General features: G+C 58.7%; 21 protein-coding genes. 10 read left to right on the top strand and 11 right to left on the bottom strand.

The features are described 5' to 3' along the window. The first annotated feature begins 8 nt into the window (after positions 1 to 8). On the top strand, positions 9 to 1,388 hold the full coding sequence (locus LC334_RS03805) for a pyruvate dehydrogenase complex E1 component subunit beta (protein ID WP_085798920.1): 1,380 nt from the start codon (positions 9 to 11) through the stop codon (positions 1,386 to 1,388). Between the two features lie 12 nt (positions 1,389 to 1,400). After that, positions 1,401 to 2,702 (top strand): pyruvate dehydrogenase complex dihydrolipoamide acetyltransferase, encoded by a 1,302-nt coding sequence (locus LC334_RS03800; RefSeq protein WP_085798919.1) that lies wholly within the window; start codon positions 1,401 to 1,403, stop codon positions 2,700 to 2,702. 622 nt (positions 2,703 to 3,324) lie between these two features. Here LC334_RS03800 and cysE read toward each other — a convergent pair. After that, positions 3,325 to 4,152, bottom strand: coding sequence for a serine O-acetyltransferase (gene cysE / locus LC334_RS03795; RefSeq protein WP_085798918.1), 828 nt, complete (start codon positions 4,150 to 4,152; stop codon positions 3,325 to 3,327). A gap of 84 nt (positions 4,153 to 4,236) precedes the next feature. Here cysE and LC334_RS03790 point away from each other — a divergent pair, with 84 nt between their 5' ends. Then, positions 4,237 to 4,575: a TraR/DksA family transcriptional regulator gene (locus LC334_RS03790; protein WP_085798917.1), complete on the top strand. Its 339-nt coding sequence runs from the start codon at positions 4,237 to 4,239 to the stop codon at positions 4,573 to 4,575. 64 nt (positions 4,576 to 4,639) lie between these two features. Here LC334_RS03790 and LC334_RS03785 read toward each other — a convergent pair whose 3' ends face one another. Continuing rightward, positions 4,640 to 6,136: a phage tail protein gene (locus LC334_RS03785; protein WP_085798916.1), complete on the bottom strand. Its 1,497-nt coding sequence runs from the start codon at positions 6,134 to 6,136 to the stop codon at positions 4,640 to 4,642. Next, positions 6,081 to 6,440 (bottom strand): phage portal protein, encoded by a 360-nt coding sequence (locus tag LC334_RS03780; protein WP_370737935.1) that lies wholly within the window; start codon positions 6,438 to 6,440, stop codon positions 6,081 to 6,083. Before LC334_RS03780 ends, LC334_RS03785 begins: the two co-directional genes overlap by 56 nt. A gap of 409 nt (positions 6,441 to 6,849) precedes the next feature. On the opposite strand from LC334_RS03780, the gene gap reads away from it, so the two are divergent. Next, positions 6,850 to 7,851, top strand: a complete 1,002-nt coding sequence (gene gap, locus LC334_RS03775; RefSeq protein WP_085798915.1) for a type I glyceraldehyde-3-phosphate dehydrogenase — start codon at positions 6,850 to 6,852, stop codon at positions 7,849 to 7,851. 71 nt (positions 7,852 to 7,922) lie between these two features. Next, positions 7,923 to 8,066, top strand: coding sequence for a hypothetical protein (locus LC334_RS03770; protein WP_176237612.1), 144 nt, complete (start codon positions 7,923 to 7,925; stop codon positions 8,064 to 8,066). A gap of 145 nt (positions 8,067 to 8,211) precedes the next feature. Here the strand turns inward: LC334_RS03770 and phnE (LC334_RS03765) are convergent, their stop codons facing one another. The 4 genes from phnE (LC334_RS03765) to phnD all read right to left on the bottom strand — a co-directional run bounded on the left by phnE (LC334_RS03765) (position 8,212) and on the right by phnD (position 11,689). After that, on the bottom strand, positions 8,212 to 9,027 hold the full coding sequence (gene phnE, locus LC334_RS03765; RefSeq protein ID WP_085798914.1) for a phosphonate ABC transporter, permease protein PhnE: 816 nt from the start codon (positions 9,025 to 9,027) through the stop codon (positions 8,212 to 8,214). After that, entirely contained in the window at positions 9,027 to 9,839 is an 813-nt protein-coding gene (gene phnE / locus LC334_RS03760) for a phosphonate ABC transporter, permease protein PhnE (protein ID WP_085798913.1), read from the bottom strand. The genes phnE (LC334_RS03765) and phnE (LC334_RS03760) overlap by 1 nt, the downstream gene beginning before the upstream one ends. Then, the gene (phnC, locus tag LC334_RS03755; RefSeq protein WP_085798912.1) at positions 9,836 to 10,633 is read right to left on the bottom strand and encodes a phosphonate ABC transporter ATP-binding protein; all 798 of its coding nucleotides are present in this window, start codon (positions 10,631 to 10,633) and stop codon (positions 9,836 to 9,838) included. The genes phnE (LC334_RS03760) and phnC overlap by 4 nt, the downstream gene beginning before the upstream one ends. Before the next feature lie 78 nt (positions 10,634 to 10,711). Then, positions 10,712 to 11,689, bottom strand: coding sequence for a phosphate/phosphite/phosphonate ABC transporter substrate-binding protein (gene phnD / locus LC334_RS03750; protein ID WP_085798911.1), 978 nt, complete (start codon positions 11,687 to 11,689; stop codon positions 10,712 to 10,714). Positions 11,690 to 12,047: 358 nt separating this feature from the next. On the opposite strand from phnD, the gene LC334_RS03745 reads away from it, so the two are divergent. Both LC334_RS03745 and LC334_RS03740 read left to right on the top strand, forming a co-directional pair. Then, a complete protein-coding gene (locus LC334_RS03745) occupies positions 12,048 to 12,317 on the top strand; it encodes an HAD family hydrolase (protein ID WP_223412873.1) in 270 nt (89 codons plus the stop codon). After that, positions 12,310 to 12,606 carry a hypothetical protein gene (locus tag LC334_RS03740; RefSeq protein ID WP_223412872.1) on the top strand — a complete coding sequence of 99 codons (297 nt, stop codon included), beginning with the start codon at positions 12,310 to 12,312 and terminating at the stop codon, positions 12,604 to 12,606. Before LC334_RS03745 ends, LC334_RS03740 begins: the two co-directional genes overlap by 8 nt. 187 nt (positions 12,607 to 12,793) lie before the next feature. On the opposite strand, the gene LC334_RS03735 is transcribed toward LC334_RS03740, so the two are convergent. The 4 genes from LC334_RS03735 to LC334_RS03720 form a co-directional block, all read right to left on the bottom strand. After that, positions 12,794 to 13,147 carry a cupin domain-containing protein gene (locus LC334_RS03735; RefSeq protein ID WP_085798910.1) on the bottom strand — a complete coding sequence of 118 codons (354 nt, stop codon included), beginning with the start codon at positions 13,145 to 13,147 and terminating at the stop codon, positions 12,794 to 12,796. Between the two features lie 11 nt (positions 13,148 to 13,158). Then, entirely contained in the window at positions 13,159 to 13,650 is a 492-nt protein-coding gene (gene coaD / locus LC334_RS03730; protein WP_085798909.1) for a pantetheine-phosphate adenylyltransferase, read from the bottom strand. Between the two features lie 65 nt (positions 13,651 to 13,715). After that, positions 13,716 to 14,150 carry a CBS domain-containing protein gene (locus tag LC334_RS03725; RefSeq protein ID WP_085798908.1) on the bottom strand — a complete coding sequence of 145 codons (435 nt, stop codon included), beginning with the start codon at positions 14,148 to 14,150 and terminating at the stop codon, positions 13,716 to 13,718. A gap of 60 nt (positions 14,151 to 14,210) precedes the next feature. Further along, positions 14,211 to 15,107: a LysR family transcriptional regulator gene (locus LC334_RS03720; protein WP_085799160.1), complete on the bottom strand. Its 897-nt coding sequence runs from the start codon at positions 15,105 to 15,107 to the stop codon at positions 14,211 to 14,213. A 114-nt stretch (positions 15,108 to 15,221) separates the two neighbouring features. Here LC334_RS03720 and LC334_RS03715 point away from each other — a divergent pair, with 114 nt between their 5' ends. From LC334_RS03715 to LC334_RS03705, 3 genes are all read left to right on the top strand, one after another. Further along, entirely contained in the window at positions 15,222 to 16,721 is a 1,500-nt protein-coding gene (locus LC334_RS03715) for a CoA-acylating methylmalonate-semialdehyde dehydrogenase (RefSeq protein ID WP_085799159.1), read from the top strand. A 160-nt stretch (positions 16,722 to 16,881) separates the two neighbouring features. Further along, entirely contained in the window at positions 16,882 to 17,277 is a 396-nt protein-coding gene (locus LC334_RS03710) for a hypothetical protein (RefSeq protein ID WP_139836288.1), read from the top strand. Positions 17,278 to 17,383: 106 nt separating this feature from the next. Beyond that, positions 17,384 to 18,514: a carboxylate-amine ligase gene (locus tag LC334_RS03705; RefSeq protein WP_263286354.1), complete on the top strand. Its 1,131-nt coding sequence runs from the start codon at positions 17,384 to 17,386 to the stop codon at positions 18,512 to 18,514. Positions 18,515 to 18,549 lie beyond the last annotated feature (35 nt).

Below are 18,549 nucleotides of genomic sequence, written 5' to 3'. Positions count from 1 at the left end.
ATCAGACAATGGCTACAGAAATTCTCATGCCCGCCCTCTCCCCCACGATGGAGGAAGGTACATTGGCCAAATGGCTGGTGAAAGAAGGCGATACCGTCAACTCCGGCGATATCATGGCCGAGATCGAAACTGACAAGGCAACGATGGAGTTCGAAGCCGTCGATGAAGGCACCATCGGCAGGATCCTCATCGAGGAGGGCACCGAGGGCGTCAAGGTCAACACCCCCATCGCAGTGCTGCTGGAAGAGGGCGAAAACGCCGATGACATCGCCACCACCGCCGCGTCTGCCCCAACTGAGGCTGCGCCAGCGGCTGAGGCCCCCGCCGCGACTGCGTCCGCAGGCGCAACCCCGGCCCCCGCTGCCCCAACACCCGACACCAGCCCCGACTGGGCCGAGGGCACAGAGATGGTCAAGATGACCGTGCGCGAGGCGCTGAATTCGGCCATGGCCGAGGAAATGCGCCGCGACGAAACCGTCTTTGTGATGGGCGAGGAGGTCGCCGAATATCAGGGCGCCTACAAGATCACCCAGAACCTGCTGGAAGAATTTGGCGCAAAACGCGTGATCGACACCCCGATCACCGAACACGGCTTTGCCGGGATTGGCGTCGGTGCCTCCTGGGGCGGTCTGCGCCCGATTGTCGAATTCATGACCTGGAATTTCGCCATGCAGGCGATCGACCAGATCATCAACTCCGCCGCCAAGACGCTTTACATGTCCGGCGGCCAGATGGGCAGCCCGATCGTCTTCCGCGGTCCCAACGGGGCAGCAGCGCGTGTTGGCGCCCAGCACTCACAGGATTACGCGGCCTGGTATGCGCAGGTGCCGGGCCTCAAGGTGGTGCAACCCTATTCGGCAGCCGACGCCAAGGGCCTGCTGAAATCCGCGATCCGCGATCCCAACCCGGTCGTATTCCTGGAAAACGAGATCCTCTACGGCAAGTCCTTCGACGTGCCCAAGCTGGATGATTTCACCATCCCCTTCGGCAAGGCCAAGATCTGGCGCGAGGGCACGGATGTCACCATCGTCAGCTTCGGCATCGGTATGACCTACGCGCTCGAGGCGGCTGAAAAGCTGGCCGAAGATGGCATCAGCGCCGAGGTGATCGACCTGCGCACCCTGCGCCCGATGGACACCGACACGGTTGTCGCCAGCGTGATGAAGACCAACCGCTGCGTCACCGTCGAGGAAGGCTGGCCCGTGGCCTCTATCGGCAATCACATCACCGCCACGCTGATGGAACGCGCGTTCGACTATCTCGATGCGCCGGTGATCAACTGTACCGGCAAGGACGTCCCCATGCCCTATGCAGCCAATCTCGAAAAGCTCGCCCTGACCTCGACCGCCGAGGTGCTAGAGGCGGTCAAAAAAGTAACCTATCGGTAAGGAGACAAGGCAATGCCAACAGAAATTCTCATGCCCGCCCTGTCGCCCACGATGGAAGAAGGCACGCTGACCAAATGGCTGGTCAAGGAGGGTGATACGGTCGCCTCCGGCGATCTTCTCGCCGAGATCGAAACCGACAAGGCTACAATGGAATTCGAAGCCGTCGATGAAGGTACGATTGGCAAAATCCTGGTCGGTGAAGGCTCCGAAGGGGTCAAGGTCAACACCCCGATCGCGGTGCTGCTGGAAGACGGCGAGAGCGCGGACGACATCGGCGATGTCTCCACTCCCTCTCAACCCGCGCCGGAGGCCGCGAGTGCCGACGCGAGTGCCGAGGTGGCGGCGCCAGCCGTCGCCGAGAAGCCCGCCCCCCCTGCCCCGGCAGCCGCCAGCGGCGACCGCATCTTCGCCTCACCGCTTGCGCGCCGGATCGCCGCCGACAAGGGACTTGATCTGGGCCAGATCAAGGGCTCCGGACCTCACGGTCGTATCGTCAAGGCCGATGTGGAAACCGCATCGCCATCGGCCAAACCTGCCGCCGCACCCGCAGCCGAGGCCGCCCCGGCGGCCCCCGCCCCAACCGGCCCATCCGCTGGAACGGTTGCCGCGATGTATCAGGGCCGCGAGTATGAAGAGGTCAAGCTTGACGGCATGCGCAAGACCATCGCCGCACGCCTGACCGAGGCCAAGCAGACCGTGCCGCATTTCTACCTGCGCCGTGACATCAGGTTGGATGCACTGATGAAATTCCGCAGCCAACTCAACAAGCAACTCGAAAGCCGTGGCGTCAAGCTCAGCGTCAATGATTTCATCATCAAGGCCTGCGCCCTGGCGCTGCAGGCGGTGCCCGATGCCAACGCGGTCTGGGCCGGTGACAAGGTGCTGAAACTCAAACCCTCGGACGTGGCCGTTGCCGTGGCCATCGAAGGCGGCCTCTTTACGCCGGTCCTGAAAGATGCCGACATGAAGTCGCTTTCCGCGCTCTCGGCCGAGATGAAAGACCTCGCCGCCCGCGCCCGCGACCGCAAGCTGGCGCCCGAGGAATACCAAGGCGGCACCTTCGCCATCTCGAACCTAGGTATGTTCGGGATTGATAACTTCGACGCGGTGATCAACCCGCCCCACGGCGCGATCCTCGCCGTTGGCGGTGGCAAGAAACAACCCGTCGTGGGCGATGATGGCGAACTGACCGTGGCCACGGTCATGTCCGTGACACTCAGCGTTGACCACCGGGTCATCGACGGTGCGCTTGGCGCCGAACTGCTGGAACAGATTCTGCAAAACCTCGAAAACCCGATGGTGATGCTGGCCTGAGACGGGCACCGCTCCGGCTGAACTCAAGTGCGGAACTGCAACGAACCGGCGCCGGGTAATCATCCGGCGCCGTCTTTTGTTGTGAACGGTAACGGAGTGGCGTGCCCACTCATTTATCGGACTTTGCGCCCTCCAAGAAACATTTCCCGAGCGAAATTCTGAAAATACTGTTTAATATCAAAATAGTGCGAGATTTTGATATCCGATAACAACCGGTCGCAGGCCGGTTGTTTTTGAATGACACGCCACCTCTGCCGCATGTTGAGATGGAACAACGCAATCAGCCATCACGGGGCTTCGTCATGAAAACCATTTTTCTTTTCAGCACTGTCGCATTGGGTGTCTTCGCAACATGGCCGCTTCTCTTGGCCGCCGACGACGCAAACCTGACTCAACCGTTTACGGCAGCGCCTCAAGTCGCAATCTATAGCCTCGATGAATAGGCGCTAGCCTGACCGGGTCGCCGCCGTGAGATGGCGTCGGCGTGGGCGCGCATGTCAGTAATACGGGTAGCAAACGCCGAACGTAATGAAACTGCGCCCAGGACATTGTCGAAAGAACGGAAAACCCCCGGTCGCGCTTAAGCACTTCCGGGGGTTTTTATGGCTTCAACAGAACGAAGTTAAGACTGACCTTCCGGACCGGGAGCGGTCTGCAGCAATTGATCCATGGTCAGCGACGGCTGATCGCAGCCTGCTTCGCCCACGACCTTGGCTGGAATACCAGCGACGGTCTTGCACGGCGGCACTTCCTGCAACACGACCGAGCCTGCGGCGATCCGGCTGCAATTGCCAACGCGGATATTGCCCAGCACCTTGGCCCCTGCGCCGATCAGCACGCCATTGCCGATCTTGGGATGGCGGTCCTCTTCTTCTTTACCGGTACCGCCCAGCGTGACCGAATGCAGCATCGAGACATTGTCCCCCACCACCGCGGTTTCGCCGATCACGATAGAGTGGGCATGGTCGATCATGATGCCCTTGCCGATCCGTGCGGCGGGATGGATATCGACACCGAACACTTCCGAGCAGCGCATTTGAAAGAACCGCGCCAGGTCCTTGCGGCCCTCGCGCCAAAGCCAATGCGCTATGCGATAGGCTTGCACGGCCTGGAACCCCTTGAAGTAGAGCATCGGCAGGATGAAACGGTCACAGGCCGGGTCGCGATCATTCACCGCCACGATATCAGCACGGGCTGATAATGCGATTTCGGGATCGCTCGCCATCGCTTCGTCGCAAATTTCACGGAAAAGCTGTTCTGACATCTCGGACGAGGCCAGCTTGAGCGACAGGCGATAAGACAGCGCCGATTCGATGCTTTTATGGTGCAGAATGCTGGAATGGATCACTCCGCCCAAAAGCGGTTCGAAGTCGATGGCGTCCTGCGCCTCGGCGATGATCTGCGCCCAAACCGGGTCAAGCTGGGCGAGTTGTGCACGTGTTTCAACCATATGCAGGCTCCTTAAGCAGGCCTTGACTATACCAGATAGGTAGGAATGGTAAAATGCAAAGCTGTGATAGCGGGAATAAGCAAAATGAATACAACCGATCAGGCTAAATTCCGCGATCTGATCCATGCGCGTCTTGACGAGATCGCACAGGAGGACGCCTTGGGCGAATCCGGCCAGGCCACGGTTGAGCTGGATCAGCAGGCCGTTGGCCGCCTCAGCCGAATGGACGCTTTACAATATCAGGCCATGGCCAAAGCCCAGGCCAGCCGTCGCCGGACGGAGAAAACCCGCCTTGCCGCAGCCCTCGGTCGGTTAGACGAAGGCGAATATGGCTATTGCGAAGATTGCGGCGACGCGATCGCCACAGGACGCCTTGAACTAGACCCTGCCGCTGCCAAATGCATCGGTTGTGCGAATGGTTAGCGCGACATTTTCATGATAAAGCGCCGTTCGTGAGCCACGGTTCAGGGACGACGCTCCAATTCCCTCAAATCGACTGCGGCAACACCGCGAACGTGCCCGGGCCAAAGCTTGCCGATACTTGGGCGACCTCGATGTCAAAGTCCCCGTTCAGCCCATCCGCCGCCTGCAGAGCAGATGGATAGCTCCAACTCGGCGCGGTCAACATCTCTTCGCGCAGCAGCGTCGCTCCCTGCATTACCCGCAGCAGATATTGTTCGCTTTCCTCGTTCAACGGAACATCGGGCGTGTTCCAGATATCTCCACCGATCCGGGTGCGCCGGATCCAGCTGTAGCTCAGATCGCCCCCAGGCTCGAGCACACCGCGCAGATGCACCGGGCTGTACGGTTTCAGCCCGATACCGTCAAAGGCCAGCGCGCCATATTGATAGGCATCGTCATCCATCGGTCGATCCGCCGGTCCAACCCGGTAATGACGTAGCAATCCGCGTTTCCTCTCAGCCATACCGATCTGCACCGAGGTGCCATCAAGCCGCACAACAAATGAGCCAGCGGGCCAGTCACCGCCCTGCGCCGTTTCGGTCCCCAACTGCCCCCGCAAACGATGCCTCAGCGCATAGGTATTCGTCGCGATCAACTCGGCGTCGCGAAACTGGAACAGCTCCCAGCCATCCGGTGTACCGTCCCCGATCGCACAAAGATTGGCCCCTGCCAGAAAGGCGTCATCGACGACGCTTTCCATAACGCCGAATTCCATCTTCACGATCAGGTCGGCACCATAATCAACCAACCCTGCACCGCATGGGGCCAGCGCAGTTTCGGTGATGCCAACCGGCGCCCGCGCCGGAACAATCTGGTTTAATTGGTAGTTCGCGTCGACATCCGAAGAATAGATCGCCGCCGCGCCGGGCCAGGGATCGGCCATCACCGCCACATGCGGCGCGTGCGGCGTTTCATCACCGGTCAAGAGCGGCAAATCCAGAAACAGCGGCGTCACCGGCACCGGCGGCAAAATCGAACGCATCCTCGGAACCACTTCGTCAATGTCAATCGGGCGGTAGCTTTCAGGCTCGATACGTGCCCCTTCGACGCGCTGCGCATTGCCCATCTGCTCAACTCGGTCCACGCGAAAAAGCCTGGCTTCGCCGGTATCTCCCAGTTCGATAACATCTCCGGCCCCGACATCCAGCCGTGATGGCGGCAATGTCAGCCGCACGGTGTCTGCCGACACGCGCGCCTCTGCCAACCAGCGTTCCACGGTCTGGCGTCCCTCTGTCCGGGTCAGGCAGACAGGCATTTCCGATTGCGAGGCACTCTGTATATCCTCATCCGGCAAAACCGCCTCCTCCGCGCGCACCTCGAATTCGCTGTCCGCATCAATGAAACGCAACCTGACGCGGCTCGGCAACGCGGCCACGCTGCCGCGCGTCGTCTCGATAATGCCATCACTTTCCGGATCACGGACCATCTCGTCGACTGAAATCGCCGCCGTAACCGTGCCGTTACGGTTACGACATTTCAACTCTCCGCCACGTTCCACCGCATCGAAACCGGCGCAAAGCATCAAGGGCTGTAACGCCGCCCACGGCCTCGATATAGGCGTTCCCGGTTAGCAGCAGCTGACCGTACAAAGCCTCGAAGAGTTCAGCGCGCCCTTGTATCGGGTTCGGACTTTTGATCAGCCCCAGCACCGGGTGTTCGGCATAACGCTGCGTGGCATCCTGCAACACCAGCGGCAGGCTCGCCGCCGCCTCGGCGATCATCTTGACGCAGCGAAATCCGACCGGATTGCCGCTGAACCCGGCACGGGTAAGCGTCACCGTATCGCGTGGACTCCAGGCTACCCGCCCGGCACCATGCCACGCCATCAGCGAGCCGGTTGCGCTGGCTTTCTGCTCAGGCGCTTGCCCCGTCGCGCCCTATTGCCGAAAGAAATCCATAATCATCCTCAGACGCTCCTTAGTAATATCTTGTGCTGTATCTGCCGCCGAGCCGGGTAAGTCCCGTCTTGTGCGCATCAGACGTCCAAAGGTTTAAAGAAAGTGAACCAGACCGTTCGTACGGTCCGAGGTCGTGAACACCAATGGGTTGAAAAGCGAATTAGAACGCGCGCTAAGAGCTCTGCATCGCGGAATCTGTTAGCGCAATCAAACGCACTGACCCAAATACGAAAACAGTGTTTATCGCTAACAGTAGGATATTTGGCGATTTTCGCCTTTCAGGGCCGTTCCGGCAGGTCTATATCGCGGGCAACAATTAGATACAGAGGAAACCGCCATGACCATCAAAGTCGGCATCAATGGCTTTGGCCGCATCGGCCGCTGTACCCTTGCTCATATTGCGCAAAGCCCGCGCGATGATATCGAAGTCGTCAAGGTCAACGCCACCGGCCCGTTGGAAACCGCAGCACACCTGATTAAATATGACAGCGTGCATGGTCGTTTCGCGAACGAGATCACGCTGGGCGACGGCACGATGGATCTGGGCAAGGGCCCGATGCAAATGTTCTCGACCTATGACATGGACGAACTTGACTGGTCCGGCGTCGACGTCGTGCTGGAATGCACCGGCAAGTTCAACGATGGCGAGAAGGCCCGCAAACATCTTGAGCGCGGCGCCAGGAAAGTACTGCTCTCGGCGCCCGGCAAGAATGTCGACCGCACCGTGGTCCTTGGCGTGAACGATGGCGATCTGCAAGCCGGTGAGAATATGATCTCGAACGGCTCGTGTACCACCAACTGCCTCGCGCCCGTGGCCAAGGTGCTGCACGAAGGCATCGGTATTGAATCTGGCATCATGACCACGATTCACGCCTACACCGGCGATCAACCGACGCTCGACCGCCGCCACAAGGATCTCTACCGCGCCCGTGCTGCCGCGATGTCGATGATCCCCACCTCGACCGGTGCCGCGAAAGCACTGGGTGAAGTGCTCCCCGCGCTAAAAGGTAAGCTTGACGGTTCGGCCATCCGCGTGCCCACACCGAACGTGTCTGCCGTGGACCTGACCTTCATCGCCGCCCGCGACGTGTCCGAGGCCGACGTAAACGAAGTCGTTGCCGCCGCTGCCGCCGGTCCGCTCAAAGGCGTGTTGGGCTATGATCCCGAACCCAAGGTGTCGATCGATTTCAACCATACCGAGGAAAGCTCGATCTTTGCCCCCGACCAGACCAGGGTCATCGGCAACCGGCTGGTCCGCGTGCTGGCCTGGTATGACAACGAATGGGGCTTCTCCTGCCGCATGGCCGATGTTGCCGTGCTAATGGGCAAGCTGGGTTAACCATTGAAATCTTGCACAGATTCGTCCCGTCCGGCATACCGGGCGGGATTTTTCTTTGTGGACAGCCCAAGATGACCAACCAGATCGCCCTCGCCCTAGGCGCACTCATCCTGATTGGGCTGTGTGGTGACTGGCTGATGAATGACCTGTCGGCAACGCTGTTTCTAAGCCGAAAGCTCACAGACATGATCGAATGGATGGCCTTCTGGCGATGATATGTCCTACGAGACTACTGAGTAACGTCATGTCAGGTTCGACGAAGGTCTGCTTCGAACCCAAAGCGGAAGGACGCTGCGAACCGAATGAAAGTCGGCTTACAGGGGAACTCATCCATCTATCCAAACGAATTTTGCCTGAAAGCTAAATGATAGCGCCGCGAACTTTTGCGGAGACCCATTCTGAGATAACTACCGCAGCAAGGATCACCAAAAGTATTAGTGCTACTTGCGGCCAGGCCAGCACATTGAGCGATGCAGAAAGTTGCAACCCGATACCACCCGCGCCAACGAGCCCCAGAACGGTAGACTCGCGAATGTTGATGTCCCAGCGGAAGACCGCGATGCCCGCAAACGCAGGCAGTATTTGCGGCACGATCCCGTAGGCCATCACCTGCCAGCGCGACGCACCGGTGGCCGTTATGGCTTCGACCTGCGTGTGATCGATCTCTTCGATGGCCTCGTAGAGCAGCTTGGCGCAGAAGCCGATCGATCGGATTGCGATGGCGATCACCCCGGCAAAGACACCGGGTCCGATGATCGCGATCAGCAAAAGCGCCCAGATCAGCGAGTTGATGGAGCGGGTGGATACGATGATCAGAAGCGCAATCGGACGAATGAACAGTGTCGAAGGGGTAGTGTTGCGCGCGGCCAGAAAGGCAACCGGCACCGCCAGGAACAAGGCGATAATTGTCCCCAGTGTCGCGATGTTAAGCGTGTCCCAGATGGGTTCGCCCAGTTGCGTGATGTATTCCCATTTCGGCGGGGTGGCCCGGCGCCAGATATCGCCGGCAATGCTGGGCGCGTCCCAGACAAAGAACCAAGTCGTCGCGTTCGAAATCTGTTGCCAGCAATAGGCGAAAACCGCGATTCCTGCCAGCCAGAGCAGCCAGTGGAACAGCGATTCCCGACCGGTTCGGCGCTGCCAGACCTTTTGTCCCTGAACGTCCTGAACCGGCATTACTGCACCCTCTCGCGGATGATGCCCGACAGGTATTCAAGCGCCATGACGATCACGATGATGATCAGCAGAATCGCAGCCGCCGTGTCATATTCATAACGGTCAAAGGCAGTATTCAGCGTTGCACCTATACCGCCGGCTCCTACAAGACCCAGAATGGCGCTTTCGCGGAAATTGATGTCGATGCGGTACATCGACAGACCGATCAGGCGTGGCATGACCTGTGGCTGAATGCCGTAATTGATCCACTGCCCCCAGTGGGCCCCTGATGCCTTGATTGCCTCGGCCTGCACCTTGTCCATGCTCTCGATATCTTCGGCCAGCAGCTTCGACAGGAAGCCGATCGTGGCAAAGCTCAGCGTCAGGAAGCCCGCCAGCGGACCGAAGCCGAAAATCGCTACCAGAAGGATCGCAACGATGATTTCCTGCAAGGCCCGGCTGATCGCGATGATGCCGCGGCAGATCAGATAGACAGGCAATGGCGCGACATTGCGCGCGGCCCCCAATGCGATCGGGATCGAAATACCTATCCCCACCACCGAGGCCGCAACTGTCATAATGATACTTTCCAGCATTCCGTCCCAGATATCGCCGGAGCGTGATGCAAAGTCGGGGCTGGTGAACGCCAGGATAAACTGCTTGCCGCGCTCCAGACCCTCGTAGACGCGGGCCCAATTCACTTCGATCGTCAGGACTGCGGCCACCATATAGACCGCAAACCCCAACACCAGCGACCAGCGCAACCAGCCGCGCTGAATGAACGGAGGCTTTTTCCAGGGCTTGCCAACGAGGCTGTTGAGGTCCTTGCTCATTCGGCGGCCTCGGGTTCGTCGCCTTCTTCGTCGATCTTATCGATGGTCGCTTCCCAGTCTTCCTCGCCATAGATCGTGGTCAATACAACGGGTGTCAGCGCATCGGGCGGGCCATCGAATTCGACAGCACCAAACCGCAACCCGATGACCCGCTGCACGAACATTTGTGCCAGCGCCACGTCATGAATATTGATGATTGCCGCCAGACCACGCTCCTTGCAAAGCTCGCAGATCAGCCGCATGATCTGGCGAGAGGTTTTGGGGTCTAGCGAGGCCGTTGGTTCGTCCACCAGCAAAAGTGCCGGATCCTGGATCAGCGCCCGGCAGATGCCCACACGTTGCCGCTGTCCGCCCGACAGTTCGTCAGCGCGTTTGTCGGCCATCTCAAGCAGGCCTACGCGATCCAGCAGGCGAAACGCCTCGTCCACGTCTTTTTGCGGATATTTACGCAGAAAACTGCGCCAGAAACTTACGTAACCCAGACGGCCTGACAGAACATTCTCCATTACCGTCAGGCGTTCCACCAGCGCGTATTCCTGAAAAATCATCCCCATGCGGCGGCGCTCTTTGCGCAAGTTGCCCGACGAGAGCCCGGTTAGTTCCACACCACCCAGAAAGACATTGCCCGACGTCGGCTCGACCAGACGGTTGATGCAGCGGATCAGCGTTGACTTACCTGCCCCAGACGGACCGATCAGTGCCAGAACCTGGCCATCGGGCACTTCAAGATCGACGGACTTAAGCGCTTGATCCCCGGTCTTGTAGGTCTTCACCAGCTTTTCAAGCCGCAGCATGAAAGCCCTCCCGCCCCAATTTTTCCTATGGAAAAGGGCGGCCCGAAACCGCCGCCCCCTGCCTGATCTTTGACCGTGTTACTCGCAGGCGTAGCTGACGCCGTTGGCAGCATCAATCTTGCGGATCACCTCCCAATATTCCTGATAGGTCATCTCAAGGAACTGGCCCTCGCCGTTCTTCTCGAACTCTTCTTTCAGGCTGGTGCCGTCCCATTCAAAGTTGAAAAACGCGTTCCTGATCTTTTCTTTCAGTTCGGGCTTGAGGTTGTAGACAACGCCATAGCCGGTGGTCGGGAATGTCTGCGACTTGTAAATCGAAACCAACTGCTCCTCCTTGACCACATCCCGCTCGATCATCCGCGCCAGCACCGAATTGGCAATCGAGGCAGCGGGATAGTCCTTGTTGGCCACGCCCAGGATCGAGTTGTCATGTTTGCCGGAATAGACCGGTTCGAAATCGCGCTCGGGCAGTAAGTCGAAATCGCTTTTCAGAATCGCCGAGGGCGCCTTGAAACCCGAGTTCGATGTGGGTGACGTGAACGCCAATTGCTTGCCGGAAATGTCTTCGACCTTTTCGATACCCGATCCGGGATAGGTCAGGATTTCCATCTCGTAGCCAAAGCTGCCATCCTCGGCCGCCATGATCGTAAACGGGTTGAAGCCCGCACAGTTTACTGCCAGCGGGTTCGACCCGGTATTGAAGCCTGCGATATGCAGGCGGCCCGAGCGCATCGCCTCGATCTGGGCGGCGTTGTTCTGAACCGGGAAAAACGTGACCTTCTTGCCGGTCTCGGCTTCAAGATGCGTCAGGAAATCGGCCCAGGCCTCTTTATAAACCGCCGGGTCTTCGACCGGCGTGTAGGCAAAGATCAGCGTGTCGGGATCAATCAGCTCGCTTTCATCGGTGGGTGTGTCCGCCAGCAGGTCGCCATCGGCGTCGCAAAAGCGTTCATCCAGATCGCCGCGCGGACAATCCTGCGCCGCAACCGGCCCCGTTGCCAGTGACAGGCAGAAAGCAAAGGCCGCGCCCGACAATAACTTGGTTGTCATATTCATAATAAGTCTCCTCCCATTGGGCTTAAGGCTACTGTTGAATGTCCCGATTAACAAAGAAAAAATTGCGGTTTCGGCACGCGTTGCCGCAAGCGAAATTTCAATCTTGCAGGGCCTGACGCCCGGCCCCGTACAGTTACTGATCAGTAAGGACTGCTTTGGCCGCTGCAGTTGAACGACCAATTCAAATCGAGCACCCGTCGCAGACATCAATCCGAAGGCCATCAAGACCCATGCTTACTGCTCCTGAGATTTTTGATCGCTACCAACAGGTTCGGTCCCACTTTCCGGCAACAAGCAGCCAGATCAAAACTCGAAAAATGCAGCGCTGACCGATATCGCCGAAAGCGCGACAATATTTGTGTTCGACGCATTCGGTGTGATCAATGTCGGTGAGACATTGATCGAAGGGGCTGGTCGCCGGTTAGACGAACTACGCGCCCTTGGCTGCAAGGTCCGCGTCCTGACCAATGCCACAAGTTATGATCGCGCCGGCACTTTGGCCAAGGTCGAAAGGCTAGGGATTTCCATTGAAAGTGCCGAGGTCATCACCAGCCGGGACGCAGCACTTGCCGCGCTCAAACCGGGTGTCTGGGATGGGATTGCGGCGGCCCGCAGACAGGATGAGTGATGTAGGTTCTGAGGTCATTCGCCTCGGTGATGTCCGCGCGGACTTCGACCATGTTGACGGCTTTCTGTTCTTGTCTTCCGTAAACTGGTCAGAGTTGCGCCAGAGGATGTTCGAAGCGTCGCTCGGCGCACATTCTCGCCCGGTCATAATTGCAAATGCGGATCTGGCAGCGGTCCAGGGATGGCGCATCGTACTAGTTGAACGCGATGGTTTATTTGCCGGCCACGATGTTACGACTTATTGCAATCGATCGGGATTCTATCCGGATTGGCATCTGAACCAGATTTGATTTGGCACGGGCTGAGCTGTTGGATTTCTACAAACCGGGTCTGTTTGAAACAAGCGAAGATATTGCTGAGGAGATTGAGGCCACGCCGCATGCTGCAATGCGGACATTAGCGCAAGCACAACAAACGGCAGTTTCGGTCCGCTTAGCGGGCGTTTGCGATATCGCCTCCGGTAGCCACAGAAACTGCTTATGAATAGATCAGCATCACGACCGCCCCGTCTTTGCTGCCGCCCGTATGCATCACGCCGGGGGCACGGATGGCGAAATCGCCGGGGCCATAGGTGTTTTCGTCATCATAAAAAGAGCCTTCGATCACGTAGATCTGCTCGGTCTCGCTATGGGCATGGGGCGGCGCCAGCGCACCGGGGTCGACTTTCATCAGCCAGGTACGCTGGCCTGATATCGTATCCTCAAAAAGCGGTTTGATCAGAAACCCATCGGTACCGGTTTGCTGCCAGTTGGCTTCGGTAGTTCTGGCCACCAGCGTCTCACCTTTGGGCAATGGCAGCGCCGTTGACGTGTTTCTGAATACCTCAGACATCCCGCCCCCGGTCACGCATAGCTCCGCAGCAAAGCGTCCTTTACTGCAGGCGTCACGAATTTTGAAATATCGCCGCCCAGCCTGGCGATTTCCTTGACCAGTTTCGATGCAATCGCCTGGTGATTGGCGTCTGCCATCAAAAACACCGTTTCGACCGACGCATCCATCGCCCGGTTCATCCCCACCATCTGAAACTCATATTCGAAATCGGCCACTGCCCGCAAACCACGCACGATCATCTGGGCACCGACATCCTGCGCGCACTGGATCAGTAGATTCTCGAACGGATGTACGACAATCTCGGTGCCGGTCTGCTCAGAAAGGATCGCGCATTCCGCCTCGATCATCGCCACGCGCTCTTCGAGTGAGAAAAGCGGTCCCTTATCGCGATTGATCGCCACGCCAATCACAAGGCGATCCACCAGCACGGCGGCACGGCGGATGATATCAATATGACCCAGCGTGATCGGATCAAACGTGCCGGGGTAAAGACCAATGCGCATGGGCGGAATCCTAGAAAATGGCGTTCGGCGTCACGCAATAATACCGCGGCGCCGAATGCAAGGGCTTAGTGGCCCATGATCATGCCCTGCAGGGCATCTTTTTCCATCGCCAGTTCCTGCAGGCGGGCCTTGACCACATCGCCAATGGTGACGATCCCCACCAGCTTGCCGTCCGCCACCACCGGCATATGGCGGAACCGGCCATCGGTCATCCGCGTCAGAACCGCATCCGACGTGTCCTGCTTTGAGCAGCAGACCGGGTTACGGGTCATCAGATCCTCGACCTTGTCATTCATGCAAGAGGCCCCGCGCATCGCAAGCGACCGCACGATGTCGCGCTCTGACAAAATGCCGTCGGCGCTGTCGCCATCCTTGGACACGACCAGGCCGCCAATCCGCTTTTCAGCCAGAATGCTCGCCGCGTCAGAGACCAGCATCGAGGGCTTCACCGTGATCACGCCCTCATCGCCCTTGGACTTAAGGATTTGTTGCACCAGCATGGCGGGCCTCCGCTAAAAATTGTTTCGTTTTCCTGAGGTTCCCGCATGAGACCCCTACTGTCAAGTCAACGCCTCTAGACGCGCCACCTCGTGCCGCATTCCATCGACGAGCGCGGTGGCGAAACGGTTCAGCCGCTCCAGCCGCCGATCGTCGGCATGACGCACCAGATAGAAGCTGCGCGTCAGACTAACCTCATCGGTCAGGATTTTCCGCAACCCGTTGGTCCAGGGCATCGCGAAATCATGCATGATGCCAATGCCACTGCCATGACGCACCCAGTTGATCTGCACCGAAACGGAATTCGAGGCCAGATTGACCCGCTCGACCCCAGTTTCGCTCAGGTAATCCAACTCCTTGTCGAAAATCATGTCGGGAATATAGCCGACGATCCGGTGGCCTTTCAGATCGTCCAGCGAAGTGATCGGCGGGTATTTCGCCAGATATTCCTCGGACGCCGCCAGATGCAGCTTGTAATCGGTAACCTTCTGAACCGTCAGGCGCCCGGCAGTGGGCGGGCTGACCGCCACAACCATATCCGCCTCGCGCCGGGTCAGGTTGAAAACCCGCGGCAAAGCCACAAGCTGAATATCCAGATCGGGGTTGTCGTCGGAAATCCGCTCAAGCACCTGCGGCAGCAGGAAGTTGGCTGATCCGTCCGGCGCACCGATTCTGATCTGACCGGTCAAACCGCCGGTGGTGCCCATCATCTCCTCAGTGGCGTCCTCCATCGCCTGTTCGACCCGCACCGCATGGGCAATCAACCGCTGGCCCGCATCGGTCAGCGCGTAACCGGTTGGTGACTTTGCAAAAAGCGGCGCGCCATATGACGCCTCAAGCCGGGCAACCCGGCGACCCACCGTGGCCGGATCGACCTTCAGCACCCGCCCTGCCCCCGACAGGCTTTCGCGCCGCGCCACCGCCAGGAAAATTTTCAGATCATCCCACTGCGTTCCCATCACCATCATCCTTTTTCGAGCGTTTTGCATTTTTGCAAATCTCTTTTGGAAAATTGCCTCTTTTACAATCAAAATTGCAACGCTACGCTGCGCTCAAAATTCATGGAGGACGCAATGCAAGAACTGACGCACTTTCTGAACGGCGCTCAAACCAAGGGCTCGTCTGGTCGTTTTGACGATGTTTTCAACCCTGCCACCGGCGAGGTTCAGTCGAAATGCCCTATGGCCAGCGCGGCCGAGACCACCAAGGCGGTCGAGGATGCCGCCGCGGCGCAGGTCGCCTGGGGCGCCACAAACCCGCAGAAACGCGCACGTGTGATGATGGCCATGGTTGGCCTGATGAACCGCGACATGGACAAACTGGCCGAGGCGCTCAGCCGTGAACACGGCAAGACCATCCCCGATGCCAAGGGCGACCTGCAGCGTGGTCTGGAAGTGATCGAATACTGCATTGGCGCGCCACAGATGTTGAAAGGTGAATATACCGATGATGCCGGCCCCGGTATCGACATGTATTCCATGCGTCAGCCCGTGGGTGTTGTCGCCGCGATCATGCCCTTCAACTTCCCTGCGATGATGCCGCTCTGGCATGTTGGCCCGGCGCTGGCCTGCGGCAACGCCGTGGTGCTGAAACCGTCCGAGCGTGACCCCTCTGTGCCGCTGATGCTGGCCGAACTCTTTGTCGAGGCGGGACTGCCCGCCGGCGTCTTCCAGGTCGTGAACGGCGATAAAGAAGCCGTGGATACCCTGCTGGATCACGACCTCATCGGTGGTGTGTCTTTCGTGGGTTCGACCCCGATCGCGCAATATATCTACAGCCGTGCCACCGCCAACGGCAAACGCGCGCAATGTTTTGGCGGCGCCAAGAACCACCTGATCGTCATGCCCGACGCGGATATGGATCAGGCCGCCGACGCGCTAGTGGGGGCCGGTTTCGGCGCAGCAGGCGAACGCTGCATGGCAATTTCGGTTGCCGTTCCTGTTGGCGATGAAACCGCAGACCGCCTGATTGAAAAGCTGGTACCTCGCATCGAAAAACTGCGCGTCGCGCCCTACACGGACGGCGATGATGTTGATTTTGGCCCGGTTGTGACTGCCGCTTCCAAGGAAAAGATCATGGGCCTCATCCAGTCCGGTGTTGATCAGGGCGCCAGGCTGGTTGTCGATAACCGTGATTTCAAACTGCAAGGTTATGAAAACGGCTTTTTCGTCGGTCCGCATCTCTTTGACCACGTCACCCCCGACATGGACATCTACAAGCAGGAAATTTTCGGTCCGGTCCTCAGCACGGTGCGCGCCGGCTCCTACGAAGAGGCGATGGGCCTTGCGATGGACCATGAATACGGTAACGGCACGGCCATCTATACCCGTGATGGCGACACGGCGCGCGATTTTGCGCATCGCATCAACATCGGCATGATCGGCATCAACGTGCCCATTCCGGTGCCATTGGCCTATCACACATTCGGCGGCTGGAAGAAATCGATGTTCGGCGATCTGAACCAGCACGGACCGGATTCGTTCAAGTTCTACACCCGTACCAAGACCGTAACAGCGCGCTGGCCCTCGGGCATCAAAGAAGGCGGCGAATTTAACTTCAAGGCAATGGATTAATTACCAAATCCAGGGTCTGACCCTAAATCCCAAAAGCGCCCGCTTCGGCGGGCGCTTTTCTTTTGCGGCCTGCTTCACTCGGCACCTGTTGGCCCCGCGCACAACACAATTTTGCCCATTTTGTTACTTAAGCATTAATCAAGATAACATGGGGATATGGATGTTTAAGATTTTTAGTAATAGCAAGACTGACGGCAGCATACACGCGCCGGGCCTTACCAAGCGCCACACGCGTTTTGCTCACTCCCACACACGCTCGCAGCCCCAAACACGCACGCAGATTGAAACCCCGCCGGTTCCGGCGAAACAGCCCTGCGAGGCAAGCACGGCACGGCCCAAACGCCCCGCTCAAGCGCGCATTCTGTGGCAAAACGAGTCGTCGAACAGCCTTGCGGATCAATTGCATTCCGAAACCGAGATTTCCGTTGCCCTGTTGCGCCGCGCGCTGCCCTCGCGCTTTGCCAAGATCGACGCTGAAACCCGCGCGCTGGCCAAACACAATCAGGACGAACTCCTGGCACCAACGCATCGTGCCGCCATGCCTCGGAAAAACTGACCTCTCCCTCTGGCACGGTGGTGCCTTAGCCAGTTGACCTAAAGCCCAGCTTGCCAAAACCCCGGCCAGATTGCATCCTGATGTCAATTCAGGACAGGGGATAGCTTTGGCATCAGACAGTGATTTCACCATCGGCATCGAAGAAGAATACCTTCTGGTCGATCGCGACAGCCTTGCCCTGGCAGAGGCCCCGGCGGAATTGATGGACGCCTGCAAAAGCGAGCTGAAAGATCAGGTCAGCCCGGAATTCCTGAACTGCCAGATCGAGATCGGCACCAAGGTCTGCAAAAACGTGGCCGAGGCGCGCGATGACCTCAAACGCCTGCGCAGCTGCGTCTCCGAGAACGCCGCCAAGTTCAACCTCGCTCCTATCGCCGCCTCCTGCCACCCGTTTTCCGACTGGCGCGACCAGCACCACACCGACAAGGAACGCTATAACGACCTCTCGCATGATCTGGCGGGCGTGGTTCGCCGCATGTTGATCTGCGGCATGCATATTCATGTCGGTATCGCGAGCCCCGACAGACGTATCGATATCATCAACCAACTCAGCTATTTCCTGCCCCATACCTTGGCGCTGTCCTGTTCTTCGCCCTATTGGCAGGGCCGCGATACCGGGCTCGACAGTTACCGGCTGACCGTCTTCGATAACCTGCCCCGGACTGGCCTGCCGCCGCGCATGGAGAGCTTTAGCGAGTTCGAACGCTCGGTAGATGTGTTGATCCAACTGGGCGTGATCGAGGACAGCTCGAAAATCTGGTGGGATCTGCGCCCGTCGTCCAAGTTCCCCACCATCGAGTCGCGTATTTGCGACGTGCAGCCCCGGCTGGAACACACCCTGACACTGGCGGCCCTGACCCAGGCCATCACCCGGATGCTCCACCGACTGGCCACACGAAACCAGCGCTGGCGGATTTACGATGCCTTCCTGGTTGCGGAAAACCGCTGGCGGGCGCAGCGCTACGGCATCCGCGAGGGGCTGATTGATTTCGGCCGCAGCGAGATCGTGCCCACCGCGGAACTCTTCGAGGAGATCCTAGACCTGATCGAGGAAGACGCGCAGTTTTTCGAGTCAGTGAAAGAAGTCGAAGGCGCCCGTGACATTCTGCGCCTTGGCACCAGTTCGACACGCCAACGCCGCACCTATGAGGAAGCCGTGCAAGCCGGCGACGATCACGAACACGCGCTACAGGCCGTCGTCCGTCATCTGATCGAGGAATTCCACGCCGATCTTTGAAACGTGATCCCACTGGTTATTCGGGTGTTACACGC

Origin of the sequence: Roseovarius aestuarii, assembly GCF_019966515.1 — a bacterium.
Lineage (GTDB): Bacteria > Pseudomonadota > Alphaproteobacteria > Rhodobacterales > Rhodobacteraceae > Roseovarius > Roseovarius aestuarii.
Note: the sequence above shows the minus strand (reverse complement) of the source record. Positions and strands in the feature narration are given on the sequence as shown.